This window comes from Desulfovibrio sp. TomC (genome assembly GCF_000801335.2).
Taxonomy (GTDB): domain Bacteria; phylum Desulfobacterota; class Desulfovibrionia; order Desulfovibrionales; family Desulfovibrionaceae; genus Solidesulfovibrio.
On the sequence record NZ_JSEH01000002.1, the window covers coordinates 272,097 to 288,721 of the forward strand.

Sequence of the window (16,625 nt, forward strand, 5' to 3'; positions counted from 1 at the left end):
GGGAAGTCCTTCAGACGGCCATGCCGGAGCGGATGAGAAATTCCCGGATATCGGCGGCGCAGCCTTTGTCGAGCACCTTTTCCGGATGGGGGCGGTGGAAAAAGCCCTTCACCCCGCCAAGAAGAAACCGCACCCGTGATCCGGCGGTCTTCTGGTGGTGGTGGATTTCCTGTCCGCCCAGGGCGCGGATCAGCGCGGCCACGTCGTCCCAGAGGATGTCCGGACGGGCGGGGGCGGTAAAAAGCGCTTCCCAAGTGCGCTGCCGGGCGCTGTTGAGCTTGACCGGCGGCTTATGGGGCAGGGTTTGGGTGGATGCGGCCATACATCTTCAGAGAAGCAAAAGGTGCACATGGCGTCAAGGGGTATGGCTGCACTGGTCTGTCGGGTGTGAGGTGCGTCTTTCCGCCCAAACCATGAAGCTGTTGGCCACCGCCGCCCTGCCCAAGGGCGATGCCCTGTCCATTGCCGGGTGTGGACAAAAAGCCCGGACGGCCTGAGCAGGGATGGCCGTCCGGGACGAGGCGAGAACAGGAAAGACCGGGACTGGCAGGCTAGTCGCGGGTCCAGTACAGCAGGTGACCGGTTTTCTCCAGCACGGCGCGCAATTCGCGCTCCCGGGTTTCGGGCAGTCCCTGGATGCGCACGGCCACTTCCCGCTGGCCCGGGGTCACCCGGCCGTACGACGACAGGATGCTGATGATACGGGCCTCGAACCGACGCAGTTCGTCGAGAATGGGTTTGAGGCTGCCTTCGGACATATCGAGGCGAAGCCCGATCTGGATGCCGCCCTGGTCGATGCCGGTGATGGAGACGAACAGCCGGAAGATGTCAGTGTCGGTGATGATGCCGACCACCTTGTTCGCTTCGTCGACCACGGGCAGGCTGCCAAACTTGCGGTCGCGCATAATAAGCGCCGCCCGTTCCACCGTGTCCGTCGACCGGATATACACCGGCTCCCGGGTCATGATGCCTTTGACCTTCAGTTCCGAGAGCAGATAGGTCATCTCGTACATATCCAGGGAGGTGGCCGAAGAGGGTGAGGCGGCCTTGAGGTCGCGTTCGGACACAATGCCGACGAGCCTGCCTTCCTTGTCCACCACCGGCAGGCGGCGAATCTTTTTGTCGCGCATGATCCGTCCGGCCTTGATCATGGAAACGTCCTCGGTCACCGTAGCCACATCGGTGGACATCCAATCGCCGACAAGCATTTGCTGCTCCTTGGGAAAACAGGGTTTACAGGACGGGCTGGCCGGGCGCGCCAAGGCCGGGAACGCCTTCGGGCGACCAGGAGCGCAGCCGGTAATAGTCGGCCAGCATGGTTTCCAACGATTCCAGGGGCAGATGTTTGCCACTAGGCAGCGACTCGCGGTGCAGCCGGGCCGGCAGGCGGTCATCGGCCGGGGTCAGGCCTTCACGCAGATTAAACGTCCGGGTCATGTCGGCAATGGCCGCCGCCCGGCGTTTGAGCGCGGCCTCGGAAGCGTCCAGGCCCGTGGCCAGGGAGATGACCTGGGACAATTCTTCCCAGGTATAGAGGTCGCGGAAAAACCGGCACAGGATCAGCGTGTCGAAGATGGTGAGCCGGTCTTCGAACTCGATGAGCAGGGCCGCCTTGTTTTCGACCTGATCGGTCGGGATCATGCCGGCCAGCTCGGGTTTGTAAAACGTGGTGCGCAGATGGCAGGCCCCACGGTCCGAAGTGGCATAGGCCAGCCCCATGCCTTGGAGTGTGCGGGGATCATAGCCGGCCGGCTCCAGGCCTTTGACGTGGATGGCCAGATCCTCAAGCCCCCAAGCCTTGGCCGCAACCTTGATGCCCTGGCCAAGGAGCGCCCCTATGCCGGTTCCGGCGGCGATGTCGGCAATGAGCCGGGCCGCGCCGTCAGGGTCGTTGTAGCTGATGGGGTACTCCACACGTCCGAGCTTGACCGCCTCAATGACAAAGCCGCACAGGTTGCCAGCCGAGATGGTGTCGATGCCCAGGCGATCGCACAGATCGTTTAGGTAGACTATCTCGGCCATGTCCTCAATCATGCACAGCCCGCCAAAGGCATAAATGGTCTCATATTCCGGGCCTTCAAGGACCATGCCCTGGTGGCGGCCCGAGGAGAGCTTGGCCATGCGGCCGCAGGACATGAAGCACTTGGCGCAGGCATGGGCCTTGACCTCGTGCTCTTTATGAAACCGCTCGCCCGAGATTTTTTCCCAATGCTCGCAGTTGCCTTGCGTCCAATACTTGGCCGGGAAGGCGCCGGCGGCGTTCATGATGCCAACCATCATGGTGGTGCCCAGGGCCTTGTAAGCCGCCACGCCCTTGTTTTCCGCCCCGCGTTTGGCAAAAGCGGCGGCATAGGCGGCCAGACCCTTGGCATCGGCCGGCTCGCGCTTGCGGTCGCCCTGGAAGACAATGGCTTTGATCCGCTTGGACCCCATGACCGCGCCAACGCCGGTACGGCCGGCACAGCGCCAGCGTTCATTGGCGATCATGGCCAGCCGGCACAGGTTTTCCCCGGCCGGGCCGATGACCACCACGCCCACGCGCTTGGCGTCGGGACGCGGCAGGACGAATGTGGCTTTGGCCAGGTCGTCGGCCTCGTAGACGTCCAGACCGGCCAGGGCGGTCGCGTCGTGGAAGTCGCAGCCGTCGGGGTGGATGGTCAGGGCGGTCAGGCTATCGGCCGCGCCGGTAAGGATGACGGCGTCAAAGCCGGCAGCGTCCACGGCTTGCGGGGTGCGGCCGCCGGCATAGGATTCGGTGTAGAATCCGGTCTGGGGCGATTTGGTGAACACGCCGTAGCGGCTGGCTCCCCAGGACACCCCGCCGCACAGGGGGCCGGTGGCGAAGATGAGGTTGTTCTCCGGGGCCAGGGCATCGACCCCGGCCGGATTGCGATCGAGCAGCAGGCGCGTGGCCAGCCCCTTGCCGCCGAGATAGGCGTCGAGGTGGGCCGGGTCGGTCGCTTCGATGGCAAAGGTGCGCCGGGTGAGATCGACGGTCAGGATACGTCCGTAAAAGCCGTGCATGGCTTTTCCTCTTTATATGCCAAGATAGGCGGATTTGACGTGCGGATTTTCGAGCAGTTCCTTGGCCGGACCGGACATGGCCACCCGGCCGTGTTCCAGGACGTAGCCCCGATCCGACAGCCGCAGGGAGTGGTTGACGTCCTGTTCGACCAACAGCACCGTGGTGCCGGTGTCGGCGATCTTGCGCAAGGTGTCGAAGATGGACTTGACCAGGATGGGGGCCAAGCCCAGGGACGGCTCGTCGAGCATGAGAAGGCCGGGCAGGGCCATGAGGCCACGGCCGATGGCCACCATCTGCTGCTCGCCGCCGGACAGCGTCATGGCCAGCTGAGTCTGGCGCTCCAGCAGGCGCGGCAACATTTCGTAGACCTGATGCAGGGTCTTGCGGCGATCCTTGTAGGCCCGGGTGTTAAAGGCCCCGATGTCCAGGTTTTCGGCCACGGTCATGAGTGAAAACAGCCGTCGGCCTTCGGGAACGTGGACGAGGCCGCGTTCGACGATTTTTTCCGGGGGCAGGGCCTGGACCGGCTCGTTGCGAAAGCGGATGATGCCCGAGGTCGGGGGGACCAGACCGGAAATGGCCTTGAGCAGGGTGGATTTCCCAGCCCCGTTGCCGCCGATGATGCTGACAACCTCGCCTTCCTCGACGGTGAGCGACAGGTCGTTGATGATCTGGACGTCGCCGTAGGCGACGTTGATGTGTTCCACGCTAAGCAGCGTCATACTCGCCTCCCAGATAGGCCTTGATGACGTTTTCGTCTTTGGTGACAGCCTCGGGCGTGCCTTCGGCGATCTTCTGGCCGAACTGGATGACCACCACCCGGTCGGACAGGGCCATAACGGCCCGCATGATGTGTTCGATGACAAAGACGGTCACGCCGCGGTCGCGCAGGCCCCGGATGATGCCGATCATGTCGTCGACCTCGGTTGGCCGCAGGCCGGCCATGACTTCGTCTAAGAGCAGCAGCTGGGGATCGGTGGCCAGGGCCTTGGCAATTTCCAGACGTTTGCGGTCGGCGATGGTCAGGTTGCCGGCCAGCTTGTCGCGCATATGGTCAAGCTGGAGGGTGACGAGGACCTCATCAGCCTTTTCCTGGGCCTTTTTGGGGGAATTGGTGCGCAAAAAGGCCCCGACCATGACGTTGTAGAGCACTGTTTTGGCGGCAAAAGGTTTGACGATCTGGAAGGTGCGGGCCAGTCCCAGCCGGCACAGATCCCAGGGCTTCTGGCCCTGGATGGTATGCCCGTTGAACTTGATCGTACCTTCGGAGGGGGCAAAGACCCCGGCCACGAGGTTAAATACCGTGGATTTGCCCGCGCCGTTGGGGCCAATGAGCGCCAGGATCTCGCCCTTGGCGATATGCAGATCCAGGGCGCTGACGGCGGTCAAGCCCCCGAAGTGTTTGGTGAGGTTGGTTATTTCCAGGATATTGCTCATTTCGCGTCTCCCTGGACGGTGATTTTGCGGGCCAGCCGGTCGTAGATGGCGGCCAGCGGCGCGGTGAGACCCTTGGGCAGGTAGAGCATGACCAGGATGAGGATAAGCCCGAAAATGACCAGATGCAGGCCGGGCAACATGTCGCTTAAATAGATGCGGGTGAACTCGTTAAGCGGTCGTAGGAGCAAGGCGCCAATAACCGGGCCGGCAATGGTGCCGCGTCCGCCGATCAGCGCAATGAAGGCGATTTCAAACGAGAGATCGAGGCCCATGAGTCCCTTGGGATAAAAGTACAGCATGAGCTGGGCGTAGAACGTGCCGGCCAGGGCCGTTAAAAAGCAGGACATGGCCATGGCGAAGAGCTTGTAGTTGGCCACGTTGATGCCAAGGGCCGCAGCAGCTTCGGGTTCTTCGCCGCCAGCGGCCAGATAGTAGCCGATCTTGGAGCGGGAGATGAACCAGGTCAGCCCCAGAACCAGAATGAGGAGTATCAGGATGATATAGTAGTACGGCAGCTTCGACATGAACTGGTAGTTCCAAAACGACGGATCTTTGAGCGGTATGAGCAGGCCCCGGGGACCATTGATGCGCAGAGGGCCGATGTTGTCGATGTTCTCGATCATGACCCGGATGCCCTCGGCAAAGGCGATGGTGCACAGACAGAAGTACGCCCCGCGCATGCGGAAGGTGGGCAGGCCGATGATGATGCCGATCAGGGCGGCGAGCAGGCCGCCGACCAGCATGCCGATCCAGGGCGAGATGCCGTATTGGAGGGTCAGGATGGAGGAGGCGTAAGCTCCGATGCCGACGAAGACCGAATGCCCGAGCGGCAGCACGCCGGCGAAACCGCCGACGAGGTTCCAGGAGGTGGTCAGGTAGGCATAGAAAAAGAGCAGGATAAGGATTTGCAGATAGGTGGGCGAGGTCACCACCAGGGGCAGCGCAAAGGCGACCAGTGCCGCCAACACAAGGAGCGTTCGGTCGAGTTGTTTTCGGCTCACAGCGCGTCTCCTACCAGTCCTGTTTGTGGCCGAAGAAGCCTGATGGTTTGACAAAGAGAATGATCAGAAAAATGGCGTAGATGATGGCTTCCGTCCAGGTCGAAGCCATAAACTGCGAGAACACGGATTCAATAAGGCCGATGACCAGGCCGCCGAGCAGCGCCCCCGGGATGCTGCCCAGGCCGCCGAGCACCACGATGATAAAAGCCCGGATGTCGAAGACCACGCCCACCGACGGATAGACGTAGTAAAAGGGGATGAGCACGCAGCCGGCGATGCCGGCAATGGCCGTGCCCAGGCCAAAGGCGATGTTGTAGACGCGGTACTGGTCAATGCCCATGAGGTTGGCCGCCTCGCGGTCAAGACTGGTGGCGCGCAAGGCTTTTCCGGTCTTGGTCTTGCGCATGAAGATGGCAAGACCGACGGCCGTCAGGATGGCCACGACAAAACCGGAGAATTTCGGAATGGAGATGATGTATTGCCCAAGGGCGAAAGATTTATTGGAAATGGCCGTGCGAACGGTGCGGTACTCGGCGCCAAAGAGCATGAGCGCCAAGTTGTCCAGGACATACCAGACGCCTGTGGTGACGATGATGACCGTCAGCGGTTCGCGGACCTGGCCTTCGGCTTTAAACACGGGTTTGATGACCACGTCCTGCAGATAGTAGCCGAAAACGAACAGGACGGGCGGTACAATGACAAGGGCCAGATACGGGTGGATGCCCGTGAGACGAATCAGCCAATAGGCGCTGAACATGCCGACCATGAGCAGTGAGCCGTGGGCGAAGTTGACGACCTTCATCACGCCGAAAATCAGCGTGAGTCCAAGGGCCGTCAGCCCGTACATGGCTCCCATCATGGCGCCGTTAAGCGTCGCCTGAATCACCGCGGTCATGAGGCCTCTCCGGACGTTTGGCCCCGGACCGGCACGGACCGATCCGGGGCGTTGGTGCCATGAATGCTATTTATTGGCCGGGAAGACCGGGGTGTAACCGGCGCGGCGGGCGGCTTTCGGCCATACGGTGACGCGCTCGGGCTTGCCGTTCACATTGGCCACCTGGACAATGACGATGCCGGCGTTCTTGTTCTGTCCGGTCTCGTCGAACTGGACGCCGTCGTAGGAGACGACCATACCCGGTCCGGTGGTCAGGTTGGTGGTGGCCAGGGCCTCGCGGATCTTGGCCGGATCGGTGGAAGCAGCGCGCTCCAGGGCGTCGGCGATGACGTACATGGCGACGTAGGCGTCAACCGACTCGCCGGTCAGGTCGTAGCCGTACTTCTTTTTGAACTTCTCGTTGGCGGGCTTGGCCTGGGGCTTGTTGACGTCGGTGTTCCACTCGACTTCGTCAAAGATGCCAAGGGCGTTGGTGTCGGTATTGTCCAGGAAGGTGGGATCGGCATGGCCGCCGCCGCTGGCCAGGACGACTTTGGGCTTGAGCTGCATTTCAGCCATGGTGTTGGTCAACAGGATGGCGTCGGCCGCGTTGGAGACCAGCATGACGATGTCGGGGTTGGCCGACTTGAGCTTGGTCACGACCGGGGTCAGGTCGGTGGCGGTTGAGGGATACGGCTCGTCCAGAACGATCTCGTAGCCGTCTTTCTTGGCCAGCTCGCGCCATTTCTCGGCAAAGCCGGTGCCCCAGTCGCCGTTTTCAAAGAGGAAGGCGATCTTTTTGAGCTTCACGCCGGTTTCTTCCTGCATGTCTTTCAGGAAGCGGAATTGGTCGCGCACCCACCAGGAGTCCTTGGCGGCGATGCGGAAGACGTTTTTAAAGCCACGCTCGGTAATGGTGTCGCGCACGGCAACCGGCACCACAAAGGGGATGCCGTAGCGCTCGGCCACCTGGGTGGCCGGGTAGGTGACGGCGGAGTTCCAGCAGCCGGTCATGAGGTTGACCTTCTCGGTATTGATCAAGCGCTCGGTCTCGGTGACGCCGACGGTGGGGTCGGACTTGCTGTCGGCATAGACCAGCTCCAGCTTGGCTCCGCCCAGCGACTTGATGCCGCCGGCGGCGTTGATCTCTTCCACAGCCATTTCCCGGGCCTGCTTGCCCTGGACGCCGACCGAGGCCGAGGGGCCGGAGAGCGGCTCGACGTTGCCGATTTTGACGGTTTTGTCAGCGGCCAGGGCCGGGACGGCGAACAGGGCGGCGGAGAGGGCCACGCCCATACAGCCGGCCAAAAGCGACGTAAAAGAACCGTTTTTCATGCCTACACCCCTTTGTTGGTTGTCGGTTGCCTGTGTCGGACCGTGTTGCCAGCTATTTGCCGAGGGTCTTGGACACCTCGCGGATGCCTTCTTCCATGATGTCGAGGCCGCGTTCGAGCTGCTCGCGGGTGATGACCAGAGGCATAAGCACTCGGATACAGTTGCCGAAGTTGCCGCAGGACAGCACGAGCAAGCCGTTGTCCTGGCAGAACTTGGCCACGCCCTTGGCCGCTTCCGGGCACGGGGTCTTGGCGGCGCGGTCCGAGACGAATTCCAGGGCGCGCATGGCCCCCAGGCCGCGTTCGTCGCCAATCAGTTCGTACTGTTTCTTGAAGGCGGCAAAGCGCCGTTTGACGGCGTTGCCCAGGCGCTCGGCCTTGGCCAGCAGGTTGTCCTGCTCAAAGATGTCCATGACGGCAAGGCCAGCCCGGCAGGCCAGCGGATTGCCGCCATAGGTGCCGCCGATGCCGCCGGGAGCCACGGAATCCATGATTTCGGCCTTGCCGACCACGCCGGCGAGCGGCAACCCGCCGCCCATGGACTTGGCCACGCACATGAGGTCGGGAGTGACGCCGAAGTGTTCCATGGCAAAGAGCTTGGAGGTGCGGCCAAAGCCGGACTGGATCTCGTCGGCCACGAACACGATGCCGGTCTCGTCGCAGATGGCCCGTATTTTTTCGAAGAATTCCTTGGGCGGGACAACAAAGCCGCCTTCGCCCTGGACCGGCTCGGCCACGATGCAGGCGATGTTCTCGGCGGCGGCAGTGCCTACGAAGAATTCACGCATCTTGTCGGCGCAGGCTACGCCGCACTTGGGATAGGTCAGGCCCAGCGGGCAGCGGTAGCAGTAGGCGTAGTAGGGGTACTGGTAGACTTCAGGAGCCATGGGACCGAAGCCGAACTTGTAGGGTTTGACCTTGCTGGTCATGGACATGGCCATCAGGGAGCGGCCGTGGAAGGCGTTTTTCATGGCTACGACGCCGCTGCGGCCGGTGTGGCAGCGGGCAATCTTGACGGCGTTTTCCACCGCCTCGGAGCCGCTGTTAACGAACATGGCCTTCTTGTCGCCCTCGCCCGGAGCCGCGTCACAGAGGCGTTTGGCCAGCATGACGTAGGGTTCGTACATGGTGACCATGGAGCAGGTGTGGAGATAACGCCCGGCTTGGTCCTTGATGGCGGCCACGACTTTGGGGTGGCAGTGTCCGACGTTGAGTACGCCGATGCCGCCGACGAAATCGATGAACTCGCGTCCGGTGACGTCGCGAAGCAAAGCGCCCTTGGCAGATTCGACGAAAAAGGGCGTGGCGTTGGGATGTCCCTTGGGGACATAACGGTCGCGCAGTGCTTGCAGTTCTTGCGCCTTATCGGTGGTGTTCACGGATCATCCTCGGATGTTTCGGTTTATGGCGACAGTGCCTCGTACTAAAATGCACATAGACGGTAACAGGTCTTTCCAGCAAGAACCGGGCCTTCTTTGTAAATTGTGTTATTTTAGTGAGTTGATAATTTCATGTTGCTTTGAAGTGCAGTTGTTGATTCATGACTGAATCAACAAAAATGCAAAAAAATAATCATAACAGGATATTAGTCGATGAACAGTTCTGACTCAGGATGAATCACAGCGATACAGCCGCTCAAACCACTCGAAATCCCGCATGAATATTTTGCACATTGACCGGAAATTGATGATAATATCAATAGATCCTGGATGTTATCCGCAAAACGGGAAAAACCGGGACAACGCCTGAAAAGGCGTTTCCCGGTCCTGGCTCAACGAGGCTGATGCAAAAATGAATCAGGCCCGGGACAGGCCGTAGCGTTTCAATTTGCGCACCACGGTCGCCTGGCTCACCCCGAGGTGGGCGGCCATCTCACGGGTGGTGCGACAGACGGCCATGGCTTCGCGAAGGCGGCGGATACTGGCCTGCTCGGTGGACTGGACCAGAGGGCGCGGTTCGGACGGGGCGGCGGGCAGGGGCATGTCGCCGGCCAGGGCTTCGATCAACGCTTCCGTGAGGTCGTCGTCGTCGCTCATGACAAAGGCTTTCTGGATGATGCTGACGAGTTCGCGGACGTTGCCGGGAAAATCGTAGGCTTCAAGGTGGCGCATGGCCCGGGCCGAGAGGCGTTTGGCCCGGCCGTGGCGGGTGTTTTGCTGGGCCAGATAGAATTCGGCCAGACCGAAGATGTCCTCGCGGCGTTCGCGCAGCGGGGCGATGCGCACGACAAAGGTATTGAGCCGATAGTAGAGGTCCTTGCGAAACTGGCGGCGCTCCACCAGCCCTTCGAGGTCGCAGTTGGTGGCGGCCACCACCCGGCACTCGACAATGCGCGGATCGGCCCCGCCCAGACGCCGCAGCTCGTGATCGTCGAGATACTTGAGCAGTTTGGCCTGGACCGAAAGCGGGATGTCGCCCACCTCGTCGAGAAACAGCGTGCCGCCCATGGCCAATTCGATCAATCCGGCTTTGCCGTCTTCCTTGGCCCCGGTAAAGGCCCCTTTCTCGTACCCAAACAGTTCCGCCTCGAAGAGGTTTTCCGGGACGGCCGGGCAGTTGATCTGAATAAAGGGCTTGGGCGACCGGGGGCTGACCTGATGCAGGAATTTGGCCAGCAGGCCTTTGCCAGTGCCGGATTCGCCCAGGAGCAACACCCGGGAGGCATCCATTTGGGCGAGTTTGAGCAGGGTGCGCAGGGTCCGTTGCATCTGTGGGCTCTGGGCCACGATGTCTTTTTGCGACAACTCAAACAGGGAGAGTTCGGCCAGCTCGCTGCGGTAGCGTTCCTCCACCTTGCGAGCGTTTTGCAAGCCCTGGCGCAGGTTCTGGAGTTCCGTCACGTCGCGTTCGTTGACCACGACCAAGGCCACCTTGCCCTGGTCGTCAAGGACCGGCGTGGCCGTGACCAGCAGTTGTTTGCCGGTCTTGGTGATGTGCTGGATCATGCTGGACTGGCGCTTGGTCTCCAGGACATCGAGGGTGGCCGAGCGGTCGACCATGCGTTCAGCCACGATACAGGCCACGTTTTTGCCGATGTATTCGGCCGCTTCAATGGAATTGAGGCGTTCGGAAGCGGCGTTGATGTCCAGGATGACCCCGGTTCCGTCGCATATCCAGATACCGTCGGAAACGGAGTCGAGAATGGAACGCAGTTGTCCTTCCATGGCCGGATGGGCATCGCCGGCACTTGGACGGCAAATGGTCGTCGCCCCGACCACGCGGCCGTCGCGGCGCACGGGAAAGGCCGAGAGAACGATGGTTTGGGTTCCGACGGCAAGGCGATCAACGATCGGGGCGGCTTCTTTGAGGCAGCGGGCCAGATGCTGCCACAGGTCGGGTCTGGCCAGCCGCAAGGCCGCGCCGGGGCTGGCCGCCTCCGGGCCGAACAAGGTCAGGGCGGCAGGATTGGCCATGGCCACCCGGCCATCGGCGTCCACGGCCAGTACCGGCCGGGAGAGCGACCCAAGGATGTCGGAAGCGGCGAAGGGTGCGGCCATGGCGGGTATGCATTCTCCGTCGGGTCAGATCGTTTGAGGCGGTACAGATGGTGGTACGGCTCACATGGCACGAAAGGCGGGCCGGGCGCAACGCCGGGGTGGAGTCTGGGCCTGCCTGCCTACAGGCAGACCGTCTTCCTGCCCAAGGCCCGGACGAGCGCGTCGGCCAAGTGGTCGCTGACACTTGTAAGCGACTCCTCGCCGCCCAGGGCAAACCGCTGGTTCACCTCCAATTCCACGCCCATGTACCTCTCACCGAAGCGGCGGCGCAAGGCGGTCGCCAGTCCGTCGGATACCCCGCGATAGGGATAGTTGCGCCGCACAATGAGATCATTGTCCAGACAAGCCAGCTCACGCAACCAGCGGGCGCAAAACGTTTTTTCCGCTATCCTGCCGGGATCGTAGAGAAAGCCAACATCGCAATGGCGGGTTACTTCGCCCAAGCGCGGGGTGAAGCTGTGGCTGGCAATGTGGAGCACGGTTGCCCCGCCGGCCAAGCCGTCGGCCACCAAGCGAGCCACGGCCTCGCGGTGGGGATGGTAGTGGGCGGCCAGGATGGCCTGCCTGGCGGCGCGGGGCAGGCCCTTTGTCACACCCGAGAAAAGCCGGGGATGTCCGACCGAACGGTTGAGGTCCACGAGCAGGCGGCTGACCGTGGCGGCGAGCAGCGGGGCGGCTACGGCCCGGGCCAGCGCCTGGGCCGTGGCCAGCGCGCCGAGGTCGAAGCCCCGGTGGCTGGCCAGGACCTCGCCCCAGTCGGCAAAAAACGGGGCATAGTCCCCGGGCACGGCATTGCCGCCGTGCTCACAGGTAATAAGAAGCGCCCAGGATGCCGACATTGAACGGCTCGTTTCGGATGAGGCAATCCGCCAGCTGGCCGTAGATGCGTTTGATGGTGCCCGGGCGATAGTCCCCGTCCACGGCGGCCAGGATGCGCCGGGCCAGACTCGATTGATCGACCAGGACGCCAAGCGCCTTTTCCCAGTCCGGATCAAAATCCATGGTCGGCAGGGCGCTTAGGGCCAGCCGCCGCCAGATGACCCTGGCTGGGATGTATGACGGGGCATAGACGCCAAAGAGCCGGGCATAATCTTCGGAAACCTTGGTGCGTCCGGCGTCGTGGACCGTCTTGCCCAGGATGTCGGCGAGTTCGCGAGTGCCCCAGGCCTTCTGCTCCTCGTAGGTGGACCAACGTTCTTCAACCAGACCTTTAAGAGCGGCCACCACCACCCCGGCCAGGGCGAAATCGGCAGCCGGGCACTCCTGGGTGTCGAGCACCCGGATTTCGATGGTGGAGCGCTCGAACCGGGGGATCGCCCCGCGGGCATTGAGAAAATCACCGTGGAGCAGGCCGTCCGGGTCCAAGGGGGCAATGTCGCGGTAGAGGGGCTCAAGCACGCGCTGGTGGTATTCATCCATGGAAAACACCGCTTCCGGGATGACCAGGCCCATGACCGAGGGGACCCGATCGGCGTTGTGGGCATAGTATTCCATCCGGGTGTCCAGAAAACCCGTGGCCTTGCCGTTGAGAATGGGCGTGGAGGCGGCTAGGGCCGGCATGATGGGCAGGAGCACCCGAATGGCGGCATGGAGCCGGCCGAACTCGTCATCACCCTTGAAGGGCAGGTTGATGTGCATGCTTTGCAGGTTGGCCCAGCCATGACCCTTGCAATTAAAGATACTGTCAAAGGTCCGGTAGAGGTCGCCATTCTCGTGGGGCCACAGCACGGTTTCCTTGAAAGGGTCCATGAGGGGGTGGGCGCCGGTGGGCAGCAGGCGCGCGCCAAGCGGTGCCAGCAATGCGTCGGCTTTCTCCACGCTCTTGGCAAAAGCGGCAGCCAGGCCCTTGAGACTCTTGGCCGGCTTGGTCACTTTCATTTCCAGCACATGGGCCACCAGTTCGTTGGACCAGGTGACCGGCCCCATGACCGCGTCGCAGGCCCCTTGCTGGCCGGCGGCTGCCGCCAGCAGGGCGTCGGCCACGGGTTTGATCTCAAGCGTTTCCCGATCCACGATCATGTATTCGATCTCGATGCCGAAAGCGGAAAAAAGCGGTCTGGCCTTGGTCATATATTGAGGCTCCCGGTTTTACGGCGTTCAATGCGTTTGAGAAAGACTTCCATCACCCGCAGATAGAGTTCATCCTGCAGGACTTCGTCTTCGTAGCCGACATCGATATTGGGGTTGTCGTTGACTTCGATGACGTAGACCTTGTCCCCAACCTGCTTGAGATCGACGCCATACAGGCCGTCGCCGATGGCCGAGGCCGCCTTGAGCGCCGCGTTGATCACTTTTTTGGGTACCTTGGCCACCGGCAGGGTTTCCACCCGGCCATAGATGTCCTTGCCGGACTTTCCCTTGAGGAGAATCTGCCAGTGCCCGGCGGCCATGTAATACTTGCAGGCGAAAAGGGGGCGCTTGTCCAGAATGCCGATGCGCCAGTCATAGTCCGAGGGCAGGTATTCCTGGGCTATGACCAGATCGGATTTGGCCAGGAGGCGTCGGGCTTCCTGGATAAGGGCGTCGGATTCGCGCACCAGGACCACGCCCTGGGAAAAGGCGCTGTCGGGTTGCTTGAGCACGCAGGGCAGGGACAGCTCTTCCAGGATGTGGTCGATGTTCTTGCAGTGGGCGATGATGGTGCGCGGGGCCGGTATTTTGTGCCGAGCCAGCACCTCGGCCAGATAGACCTTGTTGGAGCAGCGCAGGATCGATTCCGGATCGTCGATGACAACCAACCCTTCGGCTGCGGCTTTTCGGGCCATGCGATAGGTGTGGTGGTCGACGTTGGTAGTTTCGCGGATAAAAAGGGCGTCAAACTCGGAGAGCCGGTTGGAATCCTCCCGGGTGATGATTTCAACGCCAAGTCCCAGGTTCTCGGCCGCCTTGGTGAAGCGCTTGATGGCCCGGGCGTCCGAGGGGGCGCGCTGTTCCTCGGGATCGTGCAAGATGGCCAGGTCGTAGCGGCTGACCTGGCGTTTGGGGATGCTGACTTTCTTGCCGGTGAAATAGTCGGCGGACACGGCTTCGGCGAAATCGCGCTCCTCCTCGGGAATATCGCGTACGGACAGGGGGGAGACGTTTTGCAGCTGCCAGCCATTTTGGAAACTGAGATCGGCCCGCAGGAAGGGAGCCGGGAAGAGCTTGAACAGCCGTGAGGCCAGTTGCTCCAAACCTTTTTCCGGCGTCTTGCCGAAATAGGCCGAGAAGCTTGTTTTCTCGGGCGCGCGCTCGGCCAGCACCCGGTCCATGAGCTCGGAGAGTTCTTCCGAGGCCAGCCGGATGATGCCGACCGACTTCATGTCCTGGATGGCGGTAATGGAGGGCACGGGCCTGTGGCCACGGGCCTCGGCCAGAAGCGAAACGTAGTAGCCCATGGACTGGTAGCGGTAGGAACGGCAGATATTGATGATTTTGACGCCGCGCAGGGTAGTGAAGGCCTCGTCGGCCAGATAGCTGCGGGCGGCAACGGATTCGACGCCGGAAAAAACCAGGGAACAGTCCTCGGGGTTTTCGATGACCACCAGAACGGACACGCTCACAAGCTCCTTTGCCGGTCTTCGGACCGACTTTTCTTTTTGGGGGATAAGACGAGCAGATTGGCGTCACAGGTAATGATGCCAAGCATGACGGCGCATACCAAGTGGTTGAGGGTGACCTCGTAGTACTGGCTGGCGCTTATGGGATTGGGCAGCAGCGGATCGGCGATATGGGTGGTGCGGCTGGCTGCCTCGTAGCCGTTTAAGACCACAAAATGGCCGGCCGGGCGGCCGCGCAGATCGTCAAAAACCGTGATGCCGTTTTTTTCGCGCTCCCGGGGGGTGCGGTAAAGATAGGTGGCCGAGAGACCGGCCAGAATGGGGCGGTTGCGTTTGAGGATGGAACGAATGAGCCCGGCCGTGAGATCCTCGAACCGGATTTTGCCGCCGCGCTGCAAAAAGGCCTGATAGGCAACGGTTGCTTCGCGCAGGCGCGGTTCAGTCTTGTAATGCAATTGATCGGTCAGTTTCCGGGCGAGATCGACGTCCGGGGAATCAAACCAGGTGATGTCAAAGACTGTCAGATCAAAAGAATACAGTTTGGCGGCGTAGCCCCGATCCAGGGCGTGGCAGCCAAGGTGGGCGGCCAGGGTGCCGCCGCCGGGCAGGGTGGTGACCCCGGCGATGACCGAGTCCAGGGAGACCGCGTCGCCGTAGTAGCCGTACACGGCCTGCAGGCAGGTCGGCCCGCAGGTGGTGTCGTCGGGCTGGGCCTGGATGGAAAGGGCAAGTTTGCTTGATTCCACGACTGTGGGGACTAGCACGGGCCGGGTCGGCTGACCATGGCCCGATTTGTCATATTCGCAGATTTTGCCTGGAATCGCATTGGTTTGGAATGATTTTGACGGGCAGGAAGTTTTTTTGCACCGGACAAAACCCCCGCTTCCCGGGGAGGGCGGGGCGGCTATTCCAGGCGAATTTCCTCTTCCTTGACGATCTGGAAGGCCTTGTTGGACTTGACCATGCCGGGAATGCCCTTGAACTTGCGCACGCCCTGGATTTCGGCTTCGAGCAGGTCGTCCACGTCGTTGTTGAGCATGAGGATGTCGCCAGGTTTGAGCGACAGGAGCTGGCGGCCGGTGATTTGCGACCGGCCAAAGCGCACGAGCAGTTCCACCGGCGTCTCCATGAGCCGCTCTTTGAACCGGGCGATCCAGGCGTGGTCCACTTCCAGGCGCTCGGTCTGGAAGGAGGCGTAGAGCTTGGAGCGGATGGGTTCGATGGTGGCGTAGGGCAGGCAGACGATGAGTGACCCGATGGCGTTTTCCAGTTCCACTTCAAAGGTGACGACGACCACCACGTCGCTTGGCGGCACAATGGCGGCAAACTGGGGGTTGACCTCGCTGCGCACCAGTTCGATGTGCACCTCGTGTACCGGTTGCCAGGATTCCTCCATGTTTTCCAGGGCGATGCGAACCACGCGATTGATGATGGCCTGCTCGATGGGGGTGAAATCGCGGCCTTCTATCTTGGGCTGGGATCCGGCTCCGCCGAAAAAGCTCTCCACCATGGCAAAAACCAGCCGCGAATCAACAACCAGGATGGCGTTGCCGCGAAGCGGGTCGAGCTTGAAAATATTGATCGAGGTGGGCACGGGCAGGGAACGCATGAAGTCCCCGAATTTGGACATGTCTATGGAGATCGGGTTGACGTCGGCGCGCTTGCGCATGGCATTGGCCATGGCGTTGGAGGCCAGCCGGGCAAAACGGTCATTGATGATTTCCAAAACCGGCATCCGGCCCCGGATGATGCGGTCCTGGTTGGACAGGTCGAAGACCACGACCCCGGAGTCGTCCTCCAGAATGTCGTTTTCCGCCTCGATTTCGCCGCCCGAGAGCCCTCGCAGCAACGCATCAACTTCGTCCTGATCCAGTATTTTGCTCATGCCCGTACCTTTCGGCCGTTGATTTTTCCACTA

15 protein-coding genes are annotated in these 16,625 nt (G+C 61.7%); all 15 read right to left on the reverse strand.

All coding sequences use genetic code 11. The annotated features are described in order from the left end of the window. Positions 1–10 precede the first annotated feature (10 nt). Positions 11–322 (reverse strand): type II toxin-antitoxin system HicA family toxin, encoded by a 312-nt coding sequence (locus NY78_RS02895; RefSeq protein WP_043631400.1) that lies wholly within the window; start codon positions 320–322, stop codon positions 11–13. Between the two features lie 229 nt (positions 323–551). Next, the gene (locus NY78_RS02900; RefSeq protein WP_043631402.1) at positions 552–1,208 is read right to left on the reverse strand and encodes a CBS and ACT domain-containing protein; all 657 of its coding nucleotides are present in this window, start codon (positions 1,206–1,208) and stop codon (positions 552–554) included. A 25-nt stretch (positions 1,209–1,233) separates the two neighbouring features. Then, positions 1,234–3,024, reverse strand: a complete 1,791-nt coding sequence (locus NY78_RS02905; protein WP_043631405.1) for an aldehyde ferredoxin oxidoreductase family protein — start codon at positions 3,022–3,024, stop codon at positions 1,234–1,236. Between the two features lie 12 nt (positions 3,025–3,036). Continuing rightward, on the reverse strand, positions 3,037–3,747 hold the full coding sequence (locus tag NY78_RS02910; RefSeq protein ID WP_043631408.1) for an ABC transporter ATP-binding protein: 711 nt from the start codon (positions 3,745–3,747) through the stop codon (positions 3,037–3,039). Then, positions 3,734–4,462 carry an ABC transporter ATP-binding protein gene (locus NY78_RS02915; RefSeq protein ID WP_043631410.1) on the reverse strand — a complete coding sequence of 243 codons (729 nt, stop codon included), beginning with the start codon at positions 4,460–4,462 and terminating at the stop codon, positions 3,734–3,736. Before NY78_RS02915 ends, NY78_RS02910 begins: the two co-directional genes overlap by 14 nt. After that, positions 4,459–5,463, reverse strand: coding sequence for a branched-chain amino acid ABC transporter permease (locus NY78_RS02920; RefSeq protein WP_043631412.1), 1,005 nt, complete (start codon positions 5,461–5,463; stop codon positions 4,459–4,461). The genes NY78_RS02915 and NY78_RS02920 overlap by 4 nt, the downstream gene beginning before the upstream one ends. A 10-nt stretch (positions 5,464–5,473) precedes the next feature. Next, complete coding sequence (locus NY78_RS02925; RefSeq protein WP_043631414.1) at positions 5,474–6,358, reverse strand: branched-chain amino acid ABC transporter permease; 885 nt, start codon at positions 6,356–6,358, stop codon at positions 5,474–5,476. A gap of 66 nt (positions 6,359–6,424) precedes the next feature. After that, a complete protein-coding gene (locus tag NY78_RS02930) occupies positions 6,425–7,672 on the reverse strand; it encodes an ABC transporter substrate-binding protein (protein ID WP_043631417.1) in 1,248 nt (415 codons plus the stop codon). A gap of 52 nt (positions 7,673–7,724) precedes the next feature. Beyond that, positions 7,725–9,050: a 4-aminobutyrate--2-oxoglutarate transaminase gene (gene gabT / locus NY78_RS02935; protein ID WP_043631420.1), complete on the reverse strand. Its 1,326-nt coding sequence runs from the start codon at positions 9,048–9,050 to the stop codon at positions 7,725–7,727. 417 nt (positions 9,051–9,467) lie between these two features. Beyond that, positions 9,468–11,168 (reverse strand): sigma-54 interaction domain-containing protein, encoded by a 1,701-nt coding sequence (locus NY78_RS02940; RefSeq protein ID WP_043631423.1) that lies wholly within the window; start codon positions 11,166–11,168, stop codon positions 9,468–9,470. Positions 11,169–11,287: 119 nt separating this feature from the next. Then, positions 11,288–12,007: an N-formylglutamate amidohydrolase gene (locus NY78_RS02945; RefSeq protein WP_043631426.1), complete on the reverse strand. Its 720-nt coding sequence runs from the start codon at positions 12,005–12,007 to the stop codon at positions 11,288–11,290. Then, positions 11,973–13,238 carry a carboxylate-amine ligase gene (locus NY78_RS02950; RefSeq protein WP_043631429.1) on the reverse strand — a complete coding sequence of 422 codons (1,266 nt, stop codon included), beginning with the start codon at positions 13,236–13,238 and terminating at the stop codon, positions 11,973–11,975. Before NY78_RS02950 ends, NY78_RS02945 begins: the two co-directional genes overlap by 35 nt. Continuing rightward, positions 13,235–14,704, reverse strand: coding sequence for a RimK family protein (locus tag NY78_RS02955; RefSeq protein ID WP_043631431.1), 1,470 nt, complete (start codon positions 14,702–14,704; stop codon positions 13,235–13,237). Before NY78_RS02955 ends, NY78_RS02950 begins: the two co-directional genes overlap by 4 nt. Positions 14,705–14,706: 2 nt before the next feature. Further along, positions 14,707–15,471 (reverse strand): C39 family peptidase, encoded by a 765-nt coding sequence (locus NY78_RS02960; RefSeq protein WP_156180853.1) that lies wholly within the window; start codon positions 15,469–15,471, stop codon positions 14,707–14,709. 140 nt (positions 15,472–15,611) lie between these two features. Then, positions 15,612–16,592, reverse strand: coding sequence for a flagellar motor switch protein FliM (fliM, locus tag NY78_RS02965; protein WP_043631437.1), 981 nt, complete (start codon positions 16,590–16,592; stop codon positions 15,612–15,614). Positions 16,593–16,625 lie beyond the last annotated feature (33 nt).